Genomic DNA, 16,326 nt, shown 5'->3' with positions numbered 1-16,326 from the left:
TCGATTCAAGCCAGCCGAAGATCTTCGGCGCTGGTCTTGCCACGCATCTTGTCGACCTTGAGTTCGAACGACAGCTTCTGGCCCTCGGCGAGACCGCCAAGTCCGGCCCGCTCGACAGCGCTGATGTGAACGAACACGTCATTCGTGCCATCATCGGGCTGAATGAAACCGAAGCCCTTCTGGCCGTTGAACCACTTCACAGTACCTGTAGGCATTTGTCTTCTCCAAAGCGGACGCACGTGAATTCGCGCCTGGTTCCGCATCATCCTTCAACCGACGATGTTCTTTGGAAAAGGGCCGCTTTGACCATTCAACAAGGCACAACGGCAAATCGAACGCTGCAAGCATACACACTTAATCCGCTAGGGCAAGCTCGGAAGCGCCGTCGATCGGGGCGAGCGGAGCTTCACCGAGCTGCCGTTCCGATAAACCGAACCATGTTTCGCGTAAGGGCTTGCGCCGCCGCGCAACTCGGTGATCGGTGACGCGGACGCAAATCGCGATATTCAACCGCCCGAGCTTTTCGCCTTGCGTGGAACTCGCTTGGCGCGCGTCTGAACACTTGCTTTTGCCGCTGCCGGTTCCGTCGGGCGCGTGATCGGAAACGTCTCCCGCATATGCGCTGCCAGCATTGCACAGTAATCGGTCGCGAAACGAGGCAACGGACGCCGCTTGTCCCATGAGATGGTCAGAGGCTCCTGCAACACGCGGCGCCTGTGCGTGAGACCAACAATCCTTAATTCGTAGCGCCAGCACTGAAGCTGGGAGGGAACGATCGCGACGCCGTGCCCCGCCTCGGCCAGTGCCAGCAAGGTGTGCGGACTGCGACTCTCGAACGTGATCTTCGGTTTCAGCCCCGCCATACGGCTTGCCGCATCGAAAGCACGCCGAAATCCGAACCCGCTGTCCAGCAGCAGCAACGGAAGTTCGGCGAGGTCAGCGATCTCGATTGTGCAACGGGGACCAAGCGGCATCGACGGATGACAAGCAGCCAGTAACTGTACGGATCCAAGCGGAAGGCTGCCGAAGTGCTGCTCGTTCAGTCTGACGGCGTGCAGCAAATTTTGGCCGAGGTGAACTTCCCCGCGTTCCAGCATCGCCAATATCTCGCTGCCCGTCCCCTCCCTGATCCTGATCTCGACCCTGGGATATCGCTCCGCGTACCGGTGGAGAAAATCTGACAGCACGCTCTCGATGTGTTGCGGCGAGCCGGCGATCCTCAAGACCCCGGTATCTCCTTGGCGAAGCAGCTGAGCCTGCTCTTTCAGCGAATTGACGCTGTTGAGCAGCAGACGGCAGCCCGCAATCAACTGCTCGCCTTCGCCAGTCAATAGAAGCCGGCGCCCGACGCGGTCGAAGAGCTGCAAGCCGAGCTCCCGTTCGAGACCGATGATTTGCCTGGACAGGGCGGGTTGCGCGACACGCAACCGCAATGCGGCCTTTGAGACAGTGCCGAGCTCGGCCACCGTCAAGAACGTGAGGGCCTGTTGAAGGTTCATGCCCGCTTATACCATTCGAGCATAAGGTTCGAGAAAATATATGTATTGGACGTATTTCGAAGCCTCGTGAAGAGTCCTGTCAGGCTGCGGCTTGCCGCACAGGCACGGCACCGGAGGAGGCTCCCATGAATTCTGGAGGCAAGATGGCTCTGGTCATGTTGAGTTGTACCGCTATCGGCGCTCTTGGCAGCGAAGCGCTGCATGGCGAAGCCAGGCCGCCCGCCTATTTGATCGGCCAAATCGAGGTCACCGATCCCGATGGCTATGCCAGGGAATATCTCCCGAAGGCGAAGGAGATCATCGGGGCACATGGCGGCAAGTTGATTGCGGCTGCCGGCGCGGCGGCAACCGGGTCGCAGGTCGTTGCCGTCGATGGAGATCCACCCAAGCGCGTCGTCGTCTACATGTATCCGAGCATGGAGGCGCTTTGGGCCTGGCGACACGATCCGGCCTACGTGCAGGTTCGGGCCGTCGGCGAGAAATACGCGAGGTACCACACATTTGCAGTTGAGGGCTCTGTCGCCAATTAGCGCTGACCACGCCGTCGATCGCTGCGACCTGCAACGTGTGCCACCTAGTTGCGAAACACCAGGCAGCGACCGCCGACTGCCTCCAACCGGGCGCACAGCTGGTTAGCTCGCTCACGGGTCGTCTCGGCGACCCGGAGCAGATACCAGGTGGCCGAGCCTGGCCCGGCCATGCGCGATCTCAGAACGAGCGGTGCGCGATCGCCGAGCACGGATGCAAATCGTTTCTGAAGTTGCTGGTAGTCGGCGAGTACGCGCGATTGCGACGGGCCGCCGGCCAATTGAAGTCCCCAGGGCCCCCACGCAGCTTGCTGCGCGATTGTCACGGACTCTCTTGGGCCCGCGGGAAGCGCCCGAACGAGCATGCCGCGCACGATGTCACCGCAGGCCATGGCCGCGTCGGTGTGGACCCGATCCTCAAGCGAACCCTGCGCCCATTCCTCGGCGGACTTGCCGGTGATGATCCTGACATAGGCGCGCGTTTCGCCCGGCAGGTTTCCACGCCCCGCCAACCAATCCTGAACGCGCCGCGGGCCACCATTATAGGCGGCCGCCGCAAGGCCGAGATTGCCGAACTGCGCGCGCAGTTCGCGGAGCCAGCGCGCGGATTCCTGCAAGGCAGGCAATGGCTCGAACGGGTCGGCCAGACCGCGCCACCGCGCAGTACCGGGCATGAACTGGGCGATCCCCTGGGCACCGGCCGAACTGACCGAGTTGGGATCGAAATTGCTTTCCTGCCAGATCAGCCGGACGAAGAAATCCGGCGGCAAGCCGTTCTCTAAAGCAGCCTCCTCCAACGCCTTGCAGTACTGCTGCGGCCCATCGAGCTTTGGACGCAAAGGTGTCGGCGCCGGCGACGGAACGGATGACGATTGCTGATCGGACGCCGACCGATCGGCGGCCTCAGCGTTGCGCACTGCGGCGTTGGTATCCGGACGAGACGTTTCCGTTTGCGATGTTTGTGCCTGCGCCAGCTCTGCGCGCTGCGCGGAGGGCGTTACCGCTGGATTGCCGGGAGGTTGGGCGTTTGCGACGGGGACGAACAGCAGCAGGCAAGCCGAGCCGATAGCCGCTGGCAAAATCGATCGATGAACCCGCCGCGGCCCGAAAATCGACTGCATAAAGCGATCATCAAATTGGATGCATTCGCAGAATCATATCATCGGTGCCGACCGGGCGGCCAGAAAATTTGCTGCCTAGCGGTTGGACAGGCTTCCAACGATCGATGCGCGGCGGGACAGTTCGATCCAGTTGCCATCGGGATCGAGGATCATGGAGATCCGCGCGACCTCGCCGAGCGTCACCGGCGCAAGGCCTTCCCGCACGCCCTTGGCGCGCAACTCGTCATGCACGGCGTCGATGTCGGCGACCTGCAGCGTGATGTAGCGCCAGCCGCGCGCACCCCGAACCGGATCGATGGTTGCGGCGCGATCTTCCCTGAGCAGGATCAGACTGTCGCCGAGGCGAAACGCCGGACCATCAGACCATGACTGCTCGGTGAAGCCGAGGATGTCGCCGTAGAACCTGCGATGCGCGGCAAGGTCGCGCACCGCCATCGTGACGGCGATCTGGGTGATGCCGTCATGTCCGGGCGCAACCAGGGCAAACGCTGTTGCCGTCGGGGTCGGCCATGCGTTGCGGTGCGTCGACGCCCGCGCGCGCAATGATCAGTTCGCGATAGCCGCTCGGCGCCGCATCCGGCAGCGGCTCGACATGATGGTTGAGCTTGATGACCGAACCTTGCGCGTCGTGCCGGTACTGCTTCTGCCCGCGGCGGATCGGCTGCACATGATCGAAGCGAAGTCCGGCCTCCTGCTGCCAGAACCGCAGCATCGGTTCGAGATCGTTGAAGGAAAGGCCGACGTCGATCACGTTCTTTGCCAGTTGCATCTGCTCCCGCCTTCGGATGAAGTGCACCACGATGGATTAGCTATGCGAGGATCAAGTCACCAACGCAAGCACCACGATCACTGTCGCGGGTCGGCCGGTGCACCTGCCTGAAACAGTCAATCCAGTGAGGACCGATATGCAAGCAGGCCTCGTTCAGACCTTTCGCGCTTTTGCGTACAATAATGCCTGGGCCAATCACCGCCTGCTCACGGCCTGCGCCGGTCTCAGCCAGGCGGAGTTCGCCGCCGCGCGGACCGGGTTCTTCCCGAGCCTGCAGGCGACGCTCAACCACATTCATGTCATCGATCTCTTCTACATTGATGCGCTCGAGGGCGGCTGGCTCGGGCCGAAGGCGTGGGCCAACGAGGTGCCCTACCCGTCAGTCGCCGCGCTGAAAGACGCCCAGCGCGCGATCGATCAGCGGTTGATCGTGCACTGCGATGCGCTGACGGCTGAGCGGCTCGATGATGTGGTGAAGATCAATCGCGACACGAGCGTGCAGACCGAGCGGCGCGACCGCCTCTTGATGCATCTGTTTCAGCACCAGATTCATCATCGCGGCCAGGCCCATGCGATGCTCTCGGAGACCACGGTGAAGCCGCCGCAGCTCGACGAATTCTTCGCCGCCGGCGAAGCCCCGCTCCGGGCAGCCGAGTTCAGGGATCTCGGCTGGAGCGAAGCCACCGTGTGGGGCGGCTGATGGTTCCGCCCGCCATCGGCGATGCGGTTCCTGATCCGGAACGAGGTCTTGAAACCCGGCGCCTCCACGCTCACCTCTGGTAAAACGTGGGGAACTCTATCCGATGCCATTCGCCAATCACCGGGGCCAGCGTATCCATTACACCGTCGAGGGATCCGGGCCGCTGATCGTGCTGCAGCACGGTCTCTTGCTCGACGCCGCGAGCCGGAAACAATGCGGCGTGGTCGACGCGCTTGCCGATCGCTTTCGCGTCGTCTGCGTCGATTCGCTCGGACATGGCCTGAGCGACAAGCCCGCCGATCCGGCGCTCTATAATCAGGCGCAGCGTGCCGGCGACATCGTCGCCGTGATCGACGATCTCGGCGACGAGCGCGCCCACGTGGTGGGACATTCGATGGGCGGCTGGGTCGCGGTCGGTGTCGCCCGGTTTTTCCCGGCACGGCTGGCGTCGCTGGCGATCGGCGGCTGGGACTTTCTCACCGGACTGCCGCGCGGCAACGCCGGCCCGCTGACCTATGGTGCCTTCATCACCTTTGCCCGCCGCACGGTGCCGGAGCTCGCCGAATGGGTGACGCCGGATCTCGAAGGCGGCGTGCGCGCCTGCTTCAATGCGCTCGGACAGGTCGATGGCGCCAAGGACGCGGTACTGTCCTCGCGCGTGCCGGTGCTGCTTTGGAACGGACAGGACGACGGGCCGCATGCGCCGATGCAGCGCTTCGCCGCGGAGAACGGCCTCGATGCGATGTCGGTGCCCGGCGATCACCTCGGCGCGCTGTTTCAGCACGGCGCCGCGATCGGCCGGGGCATCGGCTCGTTCGTCGGTCGCGGTTAGAGCGTTTAGGTAGAACAGCGCCCCCGACTCCGCTGTGCTCCCTCTCCCCGTTCTTCACCCGCTTGCGGGGCGAGGTGAAGCGTCCCGCGCTACGCCGGCTCCGGCATCCCTGCCAGCAACTTGTCGAGCGTGATCGGATAGTCGCGCACCCGCACGCCGGTCGCATTGTGGACCGCATTGGCGACCGCGGCGGCGACGCCGCAGATGCCGAGTTCGGCGACGCCCTTGGCCTTCATCGGCGATGAGATCGGATCGATCTCGTCGAGGAAGATCATCTCCTGATGCGGGATGTCGGCATGGACCGGCACCTCATAGGCAGCAAGGTCGTGATTGATGAACAGGCCATGACGCCTGTCGACGACGAGATCTTCCATCAGCGCCGCGCCGACACCCATGGTCATCGCGCCGATCACTTGGCTGCGCGCCGCCTTCGGATTGAGGATGCGGCCCGCCGCGCAGACCGCAAGCATCCGCCGCACCCGGATTTCAGCCGTGTCGGCGTCGACACCGACCTCGACGAAATGCGCGCCGAAGGTCGACTGCTGGTAGGTTTTCGCGAGATCGCCGTATTCGATGGCATCCTCCGCCACGAGGTCGCCGCCGCCGGCGGCCTGCGCCAGCGGCACGCTGCGATTGCCGGAGCGGACCACGCCGTCGGCAAACACCGCCTCCTCGGAATTGAAGCCGAGCTTCTGCGTAATGGCCTCGCGCAGCTTGGTGCAGGCGGCGTAGACACCGGCGGTGGAATTGTTGCCGCCCCACTGCCCGCCCGAGCCGCAGGACACCGGGAAGTCGGAATCGCCGAGCCGCACCGCGACCTTCTCGAGCGGCACGCCCATCATCTCGGCCGCGGTCTGCGCGATGATGGTGTAGGAGCCGGTGCCGATGTCGGTCATGTCGGTCTCGACGGTCACGATGCCGTTCCGGTCGAGACGAACGCGTGCCGCCGACTTGGTCACGAGATTGTTGCGGAACGCCGCGGCGACGCCCATTCCCACCAGCCAGCGCCCGTCACGGACGGCGCCGGGTTTCGGATTGCGCTTGTCCCAACCGAACCGCGCCGCGCCATCGCTCAGGCACTGCACCAGTTGCCGCTGCGAAAAGTGCCGCTCCGGATGCTCGGGGTCGACCTGGGTGTCGTTGCTGATGCGCAGCACGACCGGGTCGATGCCGAGCTTCTCGGCGAGTTCGTCGATCGCGATCTCGAGCGCCATCATGCCGGAGGCTTCTCCGGGCGCGCGCATCGCATTGCCCTCCGGCAGATCGAGCGCCGCAAGCCGCGTCGCCGTCATCCGGCTGGCGCCGGCATAAAGCAGCCGCGTCTGGCTCACCGCCATCTCGGGCTCGCCGTCCTTGACGTTGCCAGACCAGCTTTCGTGGCCGATCGCCGTGATCTTGCCGTCGCGCTCGGCGCCGATGCGGATGCGCTGGATCGTCGCCGGACGGTGCGTCGTGTTGTTGAACATCAGCGGACGTTGCAGCGCGATCTTGACCGGCCGGCCGGCCGCGCGGGCGCCGAGCGCGGCGAGCAGCACCTCGGCGCGCAGGAACAGCTTGCCGCCGAAGCCGCCGCCGATATAGGGCGACACCAGACGGACATTCTCCTTGGCGATGCCAAGCGTCTTCGCCATATCCTCAGCGCCCCAGGCGATCATCTGGTTGGAAGTCCAAACCGTGAGCTTGTCGCCGTCCCAGGCCGCGATCGAAGCATGCGGCTCCATCATCGCGTGGCCCTGATCGGGCGTGGTGTAGGTGGCATCGAGCTGCACGGGCGCACCAGCGAAGGCGGCGGCGAAATCGCCGACGGCGGTATCGGCCGGGCCGCCGAATGACGGGTGCGGCGTGACGCCCTTGTCCCGCTCCGCGGCGAGATCGAACTTGCCGTCGCCCTTGACGTAGTCGATCCGGACCAGCTGCGCCGCGGCCCGTGCCTGCTCGAAGGTCCCGGCGACGACGACGGCGACGGCCTGGTGATAATGCGCGATCTCCGGCCCGCCGAGCAGCGGCGCCGCATTGCGCTCTCCTTTGCCAAGCTTGCCGGCATTGTCCGCTGTGACGATGGTGAGCACGCCCGGCGCAGCCTTGGCCGCCTCGAGATCGATCGAACCGATCCGCCCCTTGCCGATCGCCGAACCGACCACGTAGCCATAGGCCTGGTTAGCCGCGACGTCATGCCGCTCATAGGCGTAAGGCGCGGTGCCGGTGGTCTTCAGCGGTCCCTCGATCCGGCTGGTCGGGTGGCCGATCACCTTGAGTTGGTCGATCGGATTGAAGGTGGCGGGATGTTCAAAACGCATGATATCAGGCCCTCTTCTTAAGCCCTGGATCTCAAGCCCTGGCCTCGCGCAGCACCGCCGCCAGCGTTCGCTCGGCGAGCGGCAGCTTGTACGCATTGTCCTTGGTCGGCTTCGCATCGGCGAACAGGCGCGCGGTGACGGCCTTGGCGCCAGCAGGCAATTCCGCCTCCGCCGCCTCGACGCGCCACGGCTTGTGCGCCACGCCGCCGAGCGCGACGCGGCCGGTGCCGTCGCGCTGCACGATCGCGGCAACCGAGACCAGCGCAAAGGCATAAGAGGCGCGGTCGCGCACCTTGCGATAGGCCTGCGCGCCGCCGACCGGTTTCGGCAGCACCACCGCGGTGATCAGCTCGCCCGACACCAGGCTGGTTTCGATCTCGGGGCTGTCGCCGGGCAGACGATGCAGCTCGGCGATCGGGATGCTGCGCGTGGTGCCGTCGGGCCGTACCGTCTCGACGACGGCGTCGAGCGCGCGCATCGCCACCGCCATGTCGCTCGGATGGGTCGCGATGCAGGCGTCGCTCACACCGACCACCGCATGCTGGCGGCTGAAGCCGCCGATCGCGGCGCAGCCGCTGCCGGGCTTGCGCTTGTTGCAGGGCAGATTGGTGTCGTAGAAATAAGGACAGCGCGTCCGCTGCAGCAGATTGCCCGCGGTCGTCGCCTTGTTGCGTAATTGGCCGGAGGCACCGGCGAGCAGCGCGCGCGACAGCACGCCGTAGTCGCGCCGCACGCGTATATCGGCGGCGAGATCGGTGTTGCGCACCAGCGCGCCGATCCGCAAGCCGCCGTCCGCGGTCTCCTCGATGCGGTCGAGCGCCAGGTCGTTGACGTCGATCAGATGCGCCGGCGTCTCGATCTCGAGCTTCATCAGGTCGAGCAGATTGGTGCCGCCGGCGATGAACTTGGCGTTCGCGGTGCCGGCGGCGGCTGCGGCCGCCGCGCCCGGCGAGGCGGCGCGCTCATAGCTGAATGATCTCATGCGCTCCTCCCGGCGACCTCGCTGATCGCCTCGGCAATGTTGGAATAGGCGCCGCAGCGGCAGATATTGCCGCTCATGCGCTCGCGGAGCTCAGCATTGGTCAGTCGCAGCGGCGCATTCAGATCCGCCGTGGCATGGCTCGGGATGCCGGCCTTGACCTCGGCAAGCACGGCGACCGCCGAGCAGATCTGGCCGGGCGTGCAATAGCCGCACTGATAGCCATCATGCTCGACGAATGCCGCCTGCAGCGGATGCAGCGCGTCCGGCGTGCCGAGCCCCTCGATCGTCGTGATCTCGTCGCCCTGATGCATCACGGCGAGCGTCAGGCAGGAATTGATCCGCCGGCCGTCGACAATCACCGTGCAGGCGCCGCATTGGCCGTGGTCGCAGCCCTTCTTGGTGCCGGTCAGATGCAGGTGCTCGCGCAGGGCATCGAGCAGCGTGGTCCTGGTGTCGAGCTCGAGCTGGTGGGTTTCGCCGTTCACGTCAAAGGATACTCTCGTCATCACGGGCGCTCCGGTCGGGGCAGATTGGGCGGCCGCAGGCGGAGGCGTCGCGATCGACGACGCCGCAAGCGAGGCGGCTCCAACAATCAACAGATGGCGCCGCGATAGTTCCAAACGTCCGGAGATCTGCATGCCGCTGCTCTCCTCAAGTCAGCCGGACGCGGAACCACGACAACGACGTGTCGAGGTCTGCTCGGCCTGTCAGCAAAGGGGGAATGCTGCGAACAGCGGAATGTTTCTCGCGGGGAAGTTAAACTCGTCGCGAGCGCTACGGGCGCGGCGGGCGGGCAGCATCGGCGCCATCGTGGCGCGGGCGGAAGGCAGCATCGCCGTGCGCCTCCGCGCCTACGACCAACGTCCCCTGCCCGGAATCGCAAGATTTATCTGCATTGCGCCGTTCTCATGCTCGCCCACAGGGAAAAGCGGCCCGGAACACGCTGGAGCTCTTGGGGCTTGCACCGGATCATGTAGGATAGCGGATACGACCTCCACCGGCGACGATGCCGGCCGACCCTGGGACCGCTCGATGACCGCGCATGTCATAGTGACCGACGAAGCCGCCACGCGCGTGATCCGGCTGCGCAGGCCCGAGAAGAAGAACGCGATCACCCAGGAGATGTTTCGCGCGATCAGCGACGCGATCGACAAGGCGCAGAACAATCCGAAGATCCGCTGCTTGATCATCACCGGCGGCTCCGGCGTGTTCACCGCGGGCAACGACATCGAGGACCTGCTCGCGCAGGGCACCTCGACCAGTGAGACGCCGCCGGCCTCCGACCTCGTCAAGTTCCTGTATTCGCTGGCCCACAATGTGAAGCCGATCATCGCCGCCGTCGACGGCGTCGCGATGGGCATCGGCACCACCATGCTGTTTCACTGCGACTATGTGCTCGCCAGCAAGACCGCGCTGTTCTCGACGCCGTTCTCCAATTTCGGCCTGGTGCCGGAAGGCGCCTCGAGCCTGTTGATGCCACGCATGATGGGCCACCAGCGTGCCTTCGCGATGCTGGTGATGGGCCGCACCATGTCGGCCGACGACGCCCGCGTCGCCGGCTTCGTCAACACCGTGGTGGCGCCGGGGCATGCCGAGGTGGAGGCGCACAAGGTGGCGCGCGAGATCTGCGCGCTGCCGGCCGATGCGGTGGCGATCTCGCGGCGCCTGATCCGGCTGCCGCCGGAGGACGTCACCCGCCGCATCGAGCAGGAGAACCATCTGTTCAGCGAACGGATGCGCTCCGAGGAAGCAGTCGAGGCGTTCAAGGCATTCATGGCTCGCCCGAAGGATTGAAACGAAGCGTCGCAAAATTGTAGTGGCGCGGCGCCATGATCCCGTGCTCCATGGACAGGTCATGAGACAGCCCCGCCTTTCCCCTCTCGCCGCGCTCTGCGCGTTCGGACTGGCCGCAGCAAACCCCTGCCCGGCGCAGGCCGCGGAGCCGGTGAGCCTGCGCATTCTCGCGATCAACGATTTCCACGGCTATCTGCGGCCGCCGCCGGGCGGCATCCGCATCACCGACCCCGCTGACGCGACCAGGAAGATCATGGAGCCCGCCGGCGGCGCCGAGCGGATGGCCACCGTCGTCAAGCAGCTGCGCGAGGGCCATAAGAACAACATCTTCGTTGCGGCCGGCGACCTGATCGGCGCAAGCCCGTTCCTGTCGGCGATGTTTCATGACGAGCCGACCATCGAGTCGCTCTCGCTGATGGGGCTTGCGATCTCCTCGGTCGGCAATCACGAATTCGACGAGGGCAAGGACGAGCTGCTGCGGATGCAGAATGGCGGCTGCCATCCGATCGACAAATGCCAGGGGCCGCACCCGTTCACAGGAGCCAAATTCCGCTATCTCGCCGCCTCCACGATCGAGAAGGCGACCGGCAAGCCGGTGTTTCCGCCCTACGAGATCAAGCAATTCGACGGCATTGCAGTGGCCTTCATCGGGCTGACGCTGAAGAACACCCCGAACCTGGTGTCGCCGGCCGGCGTCGCGAGCCTCGACTTTCGCGACGAGGCCGAGACCGTCAATGCGCTGGTCCCCGAGCTGAAGGCGAAGGGCGTCGAGGCGATCGTGGTGCTGATCCACGAAGGCGGCTTTCCGACCGGCGACTATAATGAATGTCCAGGGATCTCCGGGCCGATTGTCGACATCGTCAAGAAGTTCGATCGCGCGGTCGACGTCGTGGTCTCCGGCCACACCCACCAGGCCTATGTCTGCGAGATCGACGGACGGCTCGTCACCTCCGGCGACAAATACGGCACCCTGGTCACCGCGATCGACCTTCAGCTTGATCCGAACAGCCATGACGTGATCAGCGCCAGGGCCGCCAACACCATCGTGCGGATCGCCGGCACGGCCAAGGATCCCGAGCAGAGCGCGCTGCTGGAATCCTACGACCGGCTGGCCGCGCCGATCGCGAGCCGCGCGGCAGGCTCGGTCACCGAAACGCTGTCGCGTACACCTGCCGAAACCGGCGAGAGCCCGCTCGGCGACATCGTCGCCGATGCACAGCTGCTTGCAACTAGCGCCGAGCCGAATGGCGGCGCGCTGATCGCCTTCACCAATCCCGGCGGCGTGCGCACCGACATCGTCAAGCGCGAGGACGGCGCGGTGACCTATGCCGATATCTTCGCAAGCCAGCCGTTCCGCAACCAGCTCGTGACGATGACGCTGACCGGCAAGCAGCTCAAGGACGCACTGGAGCAGCAATGGGCCGATCCGAAGCGGCCGCGCGCCCTCCAGGTCTCGAAGGGGTTCTCCTATGCGTGGGATGCGAGCAAGCCCGATGGCGCGCGCATCATTGCCGCACGGATGTCGCTGGACGGCAAGCCGATCGACCCGGCCGCGAGCTACCGCGTCACCGTGAACAATTATCTCGCCGAGGGCGGCGACGGCTTCACGGTATTCAAGCAAGGAACCGCGCAGCAGTTCGGCATCTACGACGTCGATGCGCTCTATGCCTACTTCAAGGCCAACAGCCCGGTAGGCCCAACGGCAGGCAAGCGGATCGAGCGGATCAATTGAGCGAGGTCTAGGGGTGGCGTACGCAGCTCCTCACGTCATTACGAACGGAGCGAACCAATCCATTGTCTCCGAGCATGCGACGGCATGGATTGCTTCGCTCCGCTGGCAATGACGCGGAAAACACCCCGGCTTTGGAAGGACGGGAACAGGGATGATGTCGGCCCTTTCCGGAACGCCGCTAACGGCCTAGATTAGGGCCTGCTCTTGCATGATCTTGGTCGGAAAACCGCCGCGCACTTTTCCGGATCATGCGTCCTCGCACGCGCATCGATTGCGCCGGGAATCTGCATGACACTGCTTCTGACGCATTCCGCCTGTCTCGACCACCTGACCCCTCCCGGACATCCCGAACGCCCCGACCGGCTGCGGGCGGTCGCCGAGGTGCTCGGCGAGGATCGCTTCAAGGCGCTGGTGCGCGATTCCGCGCCGGAAGGCGACCTCGACACCGTGCTGCTCTGTCACGGTGAGCACTATGTCGGCGAACTCCGCCACATCGCGCCGACCTCCGGCATGATCTATATCGACGGCGACACCTCGATGTCGCCGGGCACCTGGGAAGCGGTGATGCGCGGCGTCGGCGGCGCGGTGGCCGCCGCCGATGCGGTGATGGAGGGCAAGCATCAAAACGCGTTCGTCGCGGTGCGCCCGCCCGGTCACCACGCCGAGAAATCGACGCCGATGGGCTTCTGCTTCTTCGACAATGCCGCGATCGCTGCCCGCCACGCGCAGCGCAAATACGGCATCAAGCGCGCCGCAATCATCGATTTCGACGTCCATCACGGCAACGGCACGCAGGATATCTTCTGGGCCGACCCGACCGTGATGTATTGCTCGACGCACCAGATGCCGCTGTTCCCCGGCACTGGGGCCGCCGGCGAGCGTGGCGAGCACGACACTGTCGTCAACGCGCCGCTGGCGCCCGGCGACGGCGGCGCCAAGTTCCGCTCCGCTTTCGAGAACCTGATCCTGCCGCAGCTGGAGAAGTTCTCCCCCGAACTTATCGTCATTTCGGCGGGCTTCGACGCGCATCACCGCGATCCCTTGGCCTCGATCAACCTGACGGGCGAGGATTTCGGCTGGGTCACGCGCAAGCTGATGGATCTCGCCGACAAGAGCGCCGGCGGCCGCGTCGTCTCCGTCCTGGAAGGCGGCTACGACCTGCAGGGCCTGAAAGAGTCGGTGGCATCTCACGTCACCGCATTGATGGACGGGTAAATCCCCGCCACAATACGCCCGCAAAAATTCGATTGATTCTGCGCCGGGGCGAGCATGGCCTGCGACAGGTCATGTTTGGACGACAAGATCAGGTTGCGATCTGATCCACGCAATCGGGAACGCAAGAATGGCCGAGAATACCCAAGCCGACGTGAAGAAGCTCTCCTTTGAACGCGCGATCGAGGAACTCGAATCGATCGTCAAGCGGCTCGAGGACGGCAAGGTCCCGCTTGAGGAATCGGTCGCGATCTACGAGCGCGGCGAGGCGCTGAAGCGGCGCTGCGAGGAATTGCTGCGTCAGGCCGAAGCCCGCGTCGACAAGATCACCACCGACGCCTCGGGCCAGCCGACCGGCACCGAGCCGCTCGACGTGCAGTAGCGCTACCGACCACGTCGATCGTGCGGCGCGATGTCCGCCACGGCGGGCAATTGTTGCTGTGCATTTCCAGCCACCCGTAAACCTCCGGGGCTACCCGCGGGGTCGGGTACGGCTGCGAATCAGGCCGAGCCGGCCCGGCCGGCTGCCGCCAAATTAGGCGAATTGGAACCCAGCTCCCACCCGACTATTGAAAAGACTAGGTTTTTCGGCGCGCCGCATAGGAACCTTGCGGCCCCTATCGGGTTGGCTTTGGCGGCGGCTTTGGTGTAATGCTTCCAGTTCTATGGGCATTTGAGAGTGGCGGGCAGCCCGACTTTTCGGGCGGCATGCATCTCAAATGGTTCGACAAAACTGAACCGGGACGGGTGAAGAGCGACCAAGGTGATGCATATCACGTGGTCCAATCCGGAGTGAATCTAGGCTTACAACCAGGCACCGGCCTGCCGGGGCGGCACCCAGTGTCTGGCATTCGCTGCGCGGTGTGCGCGCCATCCCATCTCGCGTCGGGCGGTTCGTTCCGACAGGCAAAAATTGGAAATTCGCTGTGACCACATTTAGTAAGACGCCGCTTCTTGACACTATTCACACGCCGGATGACCTGCGCAAGCTGAAGGTCGAGCAGGTGCAGCAGGTTGCCGACGAGCTGCGCCAGGAAACCATCGACGCGGTGTCGGTGACCGGCGGCCATTTCGGCGCCGGCCTCGGCGTGGTCGAACTGACCACCGCCATCCACTACATCTTCGACACCCCGCGCGACCGCCTGATCTGGGACGTCGGCCACCAGGCCTACCCGCACAAGATCCTGACCGGACGCCGCGACCGCATCCGCACGCTGCGCACCGGCGGTGGTCTCTCCGGCTTCACCAAGCGCACCGAAAGCGACTACGATCCGTTCGGCGCCGCGCACTCCTCGACCTCGATCTCGGCCGGCCTCGGCATGGCCGTGGCGCGCGATCTCTCCGGCGGCAAGAACAACGTTATCGCCGTGATCGGTGACGGCGCGATGTCGGCGGGCATGGCCTATGAGGCGATGAACAACGCCGGCGCGATGAACTCGCGCCTGATCGTGATCCTCAACGACAACGACATGTCGATCGCGCCGCCCGTCGGCGCGATGAGCGCCTATCTGTCGCGCCTGTACTCCGGCAAGACCTACCGCTCGCTGCGCGAGGCCGCCAAGCAGATCAACAAGCGCCTGCCGAAGATCCTCGCCAACCGCGCCAACCGCGTAGAGGAATATTCCCGCGGCTTCATGATGGACGGCGGCACGCTGTTCGAGGAACTCGGCTTCTACTATGTCGGCCCGATCGACGGTCACAATCTCGACCATCTGCTGCCGGTGCTGAAGAACGTCCGCGACATGGAGACCGGCCCGATCCTGGTTCACGTCGTGACCCAGAAGGGCAAGGGCTACGGCCCGGCCGAAGCCTCCGCCGACAAGTACCACGCCGTGGTCAAGTTCGACGTCGCGACCGGCACCCAGGCCAAGGCCAAGCCGAATGCGCCGGCCTACCAGAACGTGTTCGGCCAGAGCCTCGTCAAGGAAGCCGAGAAGGACGACAAGATCGTCGCCATCACCGCGGCGATGCCGTCAGGCACCGGCGTCGACATCTTCAACAAGGCGTTCCCGGACCGCACCTTCGACGTCGGCATTGCCGAACAGCACGCGGTGACCTTCGCCGCCGGCCTCGCCACCGAAGGCTACAAGCCGTTCTGCGCGATCTATTCGACCTTCCTGCAGCGCGGCTATGACCAAGTGGTCCATGACGTCGCGATCCAGAGCCTTCCGGTCCGCTTCGCGATCGACCGCGCCGGCCTGGTCGGCGCCGACGGCGCGACGCACGCGGGTTCGTTCGACAATGCTTATCTCGGCTGTCTGCCGAACATGGTGATCATGGCCGCCGCCGACGAGGCGGAACTGGTCCACATGGTGGCGACGCAGGTTGCGATCAACGATCGTCCGAGCGCGCTGCGCTATCCGCGCGGCGAAGGCCGCGGCATCGAGATGCCGGAAGTCGGCGTTGCCCTCGAGGTCGGCAAGGGCCGCATCATCCGTGAGGGCAAGAAGGTCGCGCTGCTGTCGTTCGGCACCCGTCTCGCCGAGTGCGAGAAGGCGGCCGACGAGCTCGCCGCGCACGGCCTTTCCGCCACGATCGCCGACGCGCGCTTCATGAAGCCGCTCGACGAAGAGATGATCATGAAGCTCGCCCGCGACCATGAGATCCTGATCACGATCGAGGAAGGCTCGATCGGCGGCTTCGGCTCGCATGTCATGCAGTTCCTGTCGGACAACGCCATGCTCGACAGCGGCATGCTCAAGTTCCGCTCGATGATCCTGCCCGACGTGTTCCTCGACCACGACACGCCGGCGGCGATGTATGCCCGCGCCGGTCTCGACGCCAAGAGCATCGTTGCCAAGGTGTTCGAAACCCTCGGCAAGGACTACAAGGCCGAGACCGTCAAGCTCGCCTGATCGTGA

The 16,326-nt window shown here is 65.0% G+C and carries 16 protein-coding genes; 8 read left to right on the top strand and 8 right to left on the bottom strand.

Annotated features, from left to right (window positions below):
* Positions 1–5: 5 nt before the first annotated feature.
* Together ACVMDN_RS06960 and ACVMDN_RS06955 are read right to left on the bottom strand one after the other, a co-directional pair.
* Positions 6–215 carry a cold-shock protein gene (locus tag ACVMDN_RS06960; protein ID WP_028339489.1) on the bottom strand — a complete coding sequence of 70 codons (210 nt, stop codon included), beginning with the start codon at positions 213–215 and terminating at the stop codon, positions 6–8.
* 291 nt (positions 216–506) lie between these two features.
* Entirely contained in the window at positions 507–1,499 is a 993-nt protein-coding gene (locus ACVMDN_RS06955) for a LysR family transcriptional regulator (RefSeq protein ID WP_057015227.1), read from the bottom strand.
* Between the two features lie 125 nt (positions 1,500–1,624).
* On the opposite strand from ACVMDN_RS06955, the gene ACVMDN_RS06950 reads away from it, so the two are divergent.
* The gene (locus ACVMDN_RS06950) at positions 1,625–2,029 is read left to right on the top strand and encodes a DUF1330 domain-containing protein (protein ID WP_456835446.1); all 405 of its coding nucleotides are present in this window, start codon (positions 1,625–1,627) and stop codon (positions 2,027–2,029) included.
* A gap of 44 nt (positions 2,030–2,073) precedes the next feature.
* Here the strand turns inward: ACVMDN_RS06950 and ACVMDN_RS06945 are convergent, their stop codons facing one another.
* The 3 genes from ACVMDN_RS06945 to ACVMDN_RS06935 form a co-directional block, all read right to left on the bottom strand.
* A complete protein-coding gene (locus tag ACVMDN_RS06945) occupies positions 2,074–3,147 on the bottom strand; it encodes a lytic transglycosylase domain-containing protein (protein ID WP_253587655.1) in 1,074 nt (357 codons plus the stop codon).
* 75 nt (positions 3,148–3,222) lie between these two features.
* Positions 3,223–3,690, bottom strand: coding sequence for a VOC family protein (locus ACVMDN_RS06940; protein WP_456843619.1), 468 nt, complete (start codon positions 3,688–3,690; stop codon positions 3,223–3,225).
* A complete protein-coding gene (locus tag ACVMDN_RS06935) occupies positions 3,608–3,898 on the bottom strand; it encodes a hypothetical protein (RefSeq protein ID WP_456843618.1) in 291 nt (96 codons plus the stop codon). Before ACVMDN_RS06935 ends, ACVMDN_RS06940 begins: the two co-directional genes overlap by 83 nt.
* 154 nt (positions 3,899–4,052) lie before the next feature.
* Here ACVMDN_RS06935 and ACVMDN_RS06930 point away from each other — a divergent pair, with 154 nt between their 5' ends.
* Positions 4,053–4,616 (top strand): DinB family protein, encoded by a 564-nt coding sequence (locus ACVMDN_RS06930; protein WP_057015223.1) that lies wholly within the window; start codon positions 4,053–4,055, stop codon positions 4,614–4,616.
* Between the two features lie 103 nt (positions 4,617–4,719).
* Complete coding sequence (locus tag ACVMDN_RS06925) at positions 4,720–5,448, top strand: alpha/beta fold hydrolase (protein ID WP_456835447.1); 729 nt, start codon at positions 4,720–4,722, stop codon at positions 5,446–5,448.
* Positions 5,449–5,537: 89 nt separating this feature from the next.
* Here the strand turns inward: ACVMDN_RS06925 and paoC are convergent, their stop codons facing one another.
* The 3 genes from paoC to paoA are packed head-to-tail and all read right to left on the bottom strand — an operon-like array spanning position 5,538 to position 9,365.
* Positions 5,538–7,745 (bottom strand): aldehyde oxidoreductase molybdenum-binding subunit PaoC, encoded by a 2,208-nt coding sequence (gene paoC, locus ACVMDN_RS06920; protein WP_456835448.1) that lies wholly within the window; start codon positions 7,743–7,745, stop codon positions 5,538–5,540.
* Between the two features lie 31 nt (positions 7,746–7,776).
* Positions 7,777–8,727 (bottom strand): FAD binding domain-containing protein, encoded by a 951-nt coding sequence (locus ACVMDN_RS06915; protein ID WP_229191169.1) that lies wholly within the window; start codon positions 8,725–8,727, stop codon positions 7,777–7,779.
* Positions 8,724–9,365 (bottom strand): aldehyde dehydrogenase iron-sulfur subunit PaoA, encoded by a 642-nt coding sequence (gene paoA / locus ACVMDN_RS06910; RefSeq protein WP_456835449.1) that lies wholly within the window; start codon positions 9,363–9,365, stop codon positions 8,724–8,726. The genes ACVMDN_RS06915 and paoA overlap by 4 nt, the downstream gene beginning before the upstream one ends.
* A gap of 394 nt (positions 9,366–9,759) precedes the next feature.
* On the opposite strand from paoA, the gene ACVMDN_RS06905 reads away from it, so the two are divergent.
* The 5 genes from ACVMDN_RS06905 (at position 9,760) to dxs (ending at position 16,320) form a co-directional block, all read left to right on the top strand.
* Complete coding sequence (locus tag ACVMDN_RS06905; protein ID WP_456835450.1) at positions 9,760–10,521, top strand: crotonase/enoyl-CoA hydratase family protein; 762 nt, start codon at positions 9,760–9,762, stop codon at positions 10,519–10,521.
* Positions 10,522–10,582: 61 nt separating this feature from the next.
* On the top strand, positions 10,583–12,253 hold the full coding sequence (locus ACVMDN_RS06900) for a bifunctional metallophosphatase/5'-nucleotidase (protein WP_253624176.1): 1,671 nt from the start codon (positions 10,583–10,585) through the stop codon (positions 12,251–12,253).
* A gap of 288 nt (positions 12,254–12,541) precedes the next feature.
* The gene (locus tag ACVMDN_RS06895) at positions 12,542–13,468 is read left to right on the top strand and encodes a histone deacetylase family protein (protein WP_057015218.1); all 927 of its coding nucleotides are present in this window, start codon (positions 12,542–12,544) and stop codon (positions 13,466–13,468) included.
* 127 nt (positions 13,469–13,595) lie between these two features.
* On the top strand, positions 13,596–13,847 hold the full coding sequence (locus ACVMDN_RS06890; protein WP_028334494.1) for an exodeoxyribonuclease VII small subunit: 252 nt from the start codon (positions 13,596–13,598) through the stop codon (positions 13,845–13,847).
* A 544-nt stretch (positions 13,848–14,391) separates the two neighbouring features.
* Positions 14,392–16,320, top strand: coding sequence for a 1-deoxy-D-xylulose-5-phosphate synthase (gene dxs, locus ACVMDN_RS06885; RefSeq protein ID WP_050387827.1), 1,929 nt, complete (start codon positions 14,392–14,394; stop codon positions 16,318–16,320).
* The last annotated feature ends 6 nt before the right edge of the window (positions 16,321–16,326 follow it).

The organism is Bradyrhizobium sp. USDA 4510 (assembly GCF_054059095.1).
The sequence above is the reverse complement of the archived record's forward strand: the minus strand, read 5'-3'. Positions and strand labels throughout refer to the sequence as shown.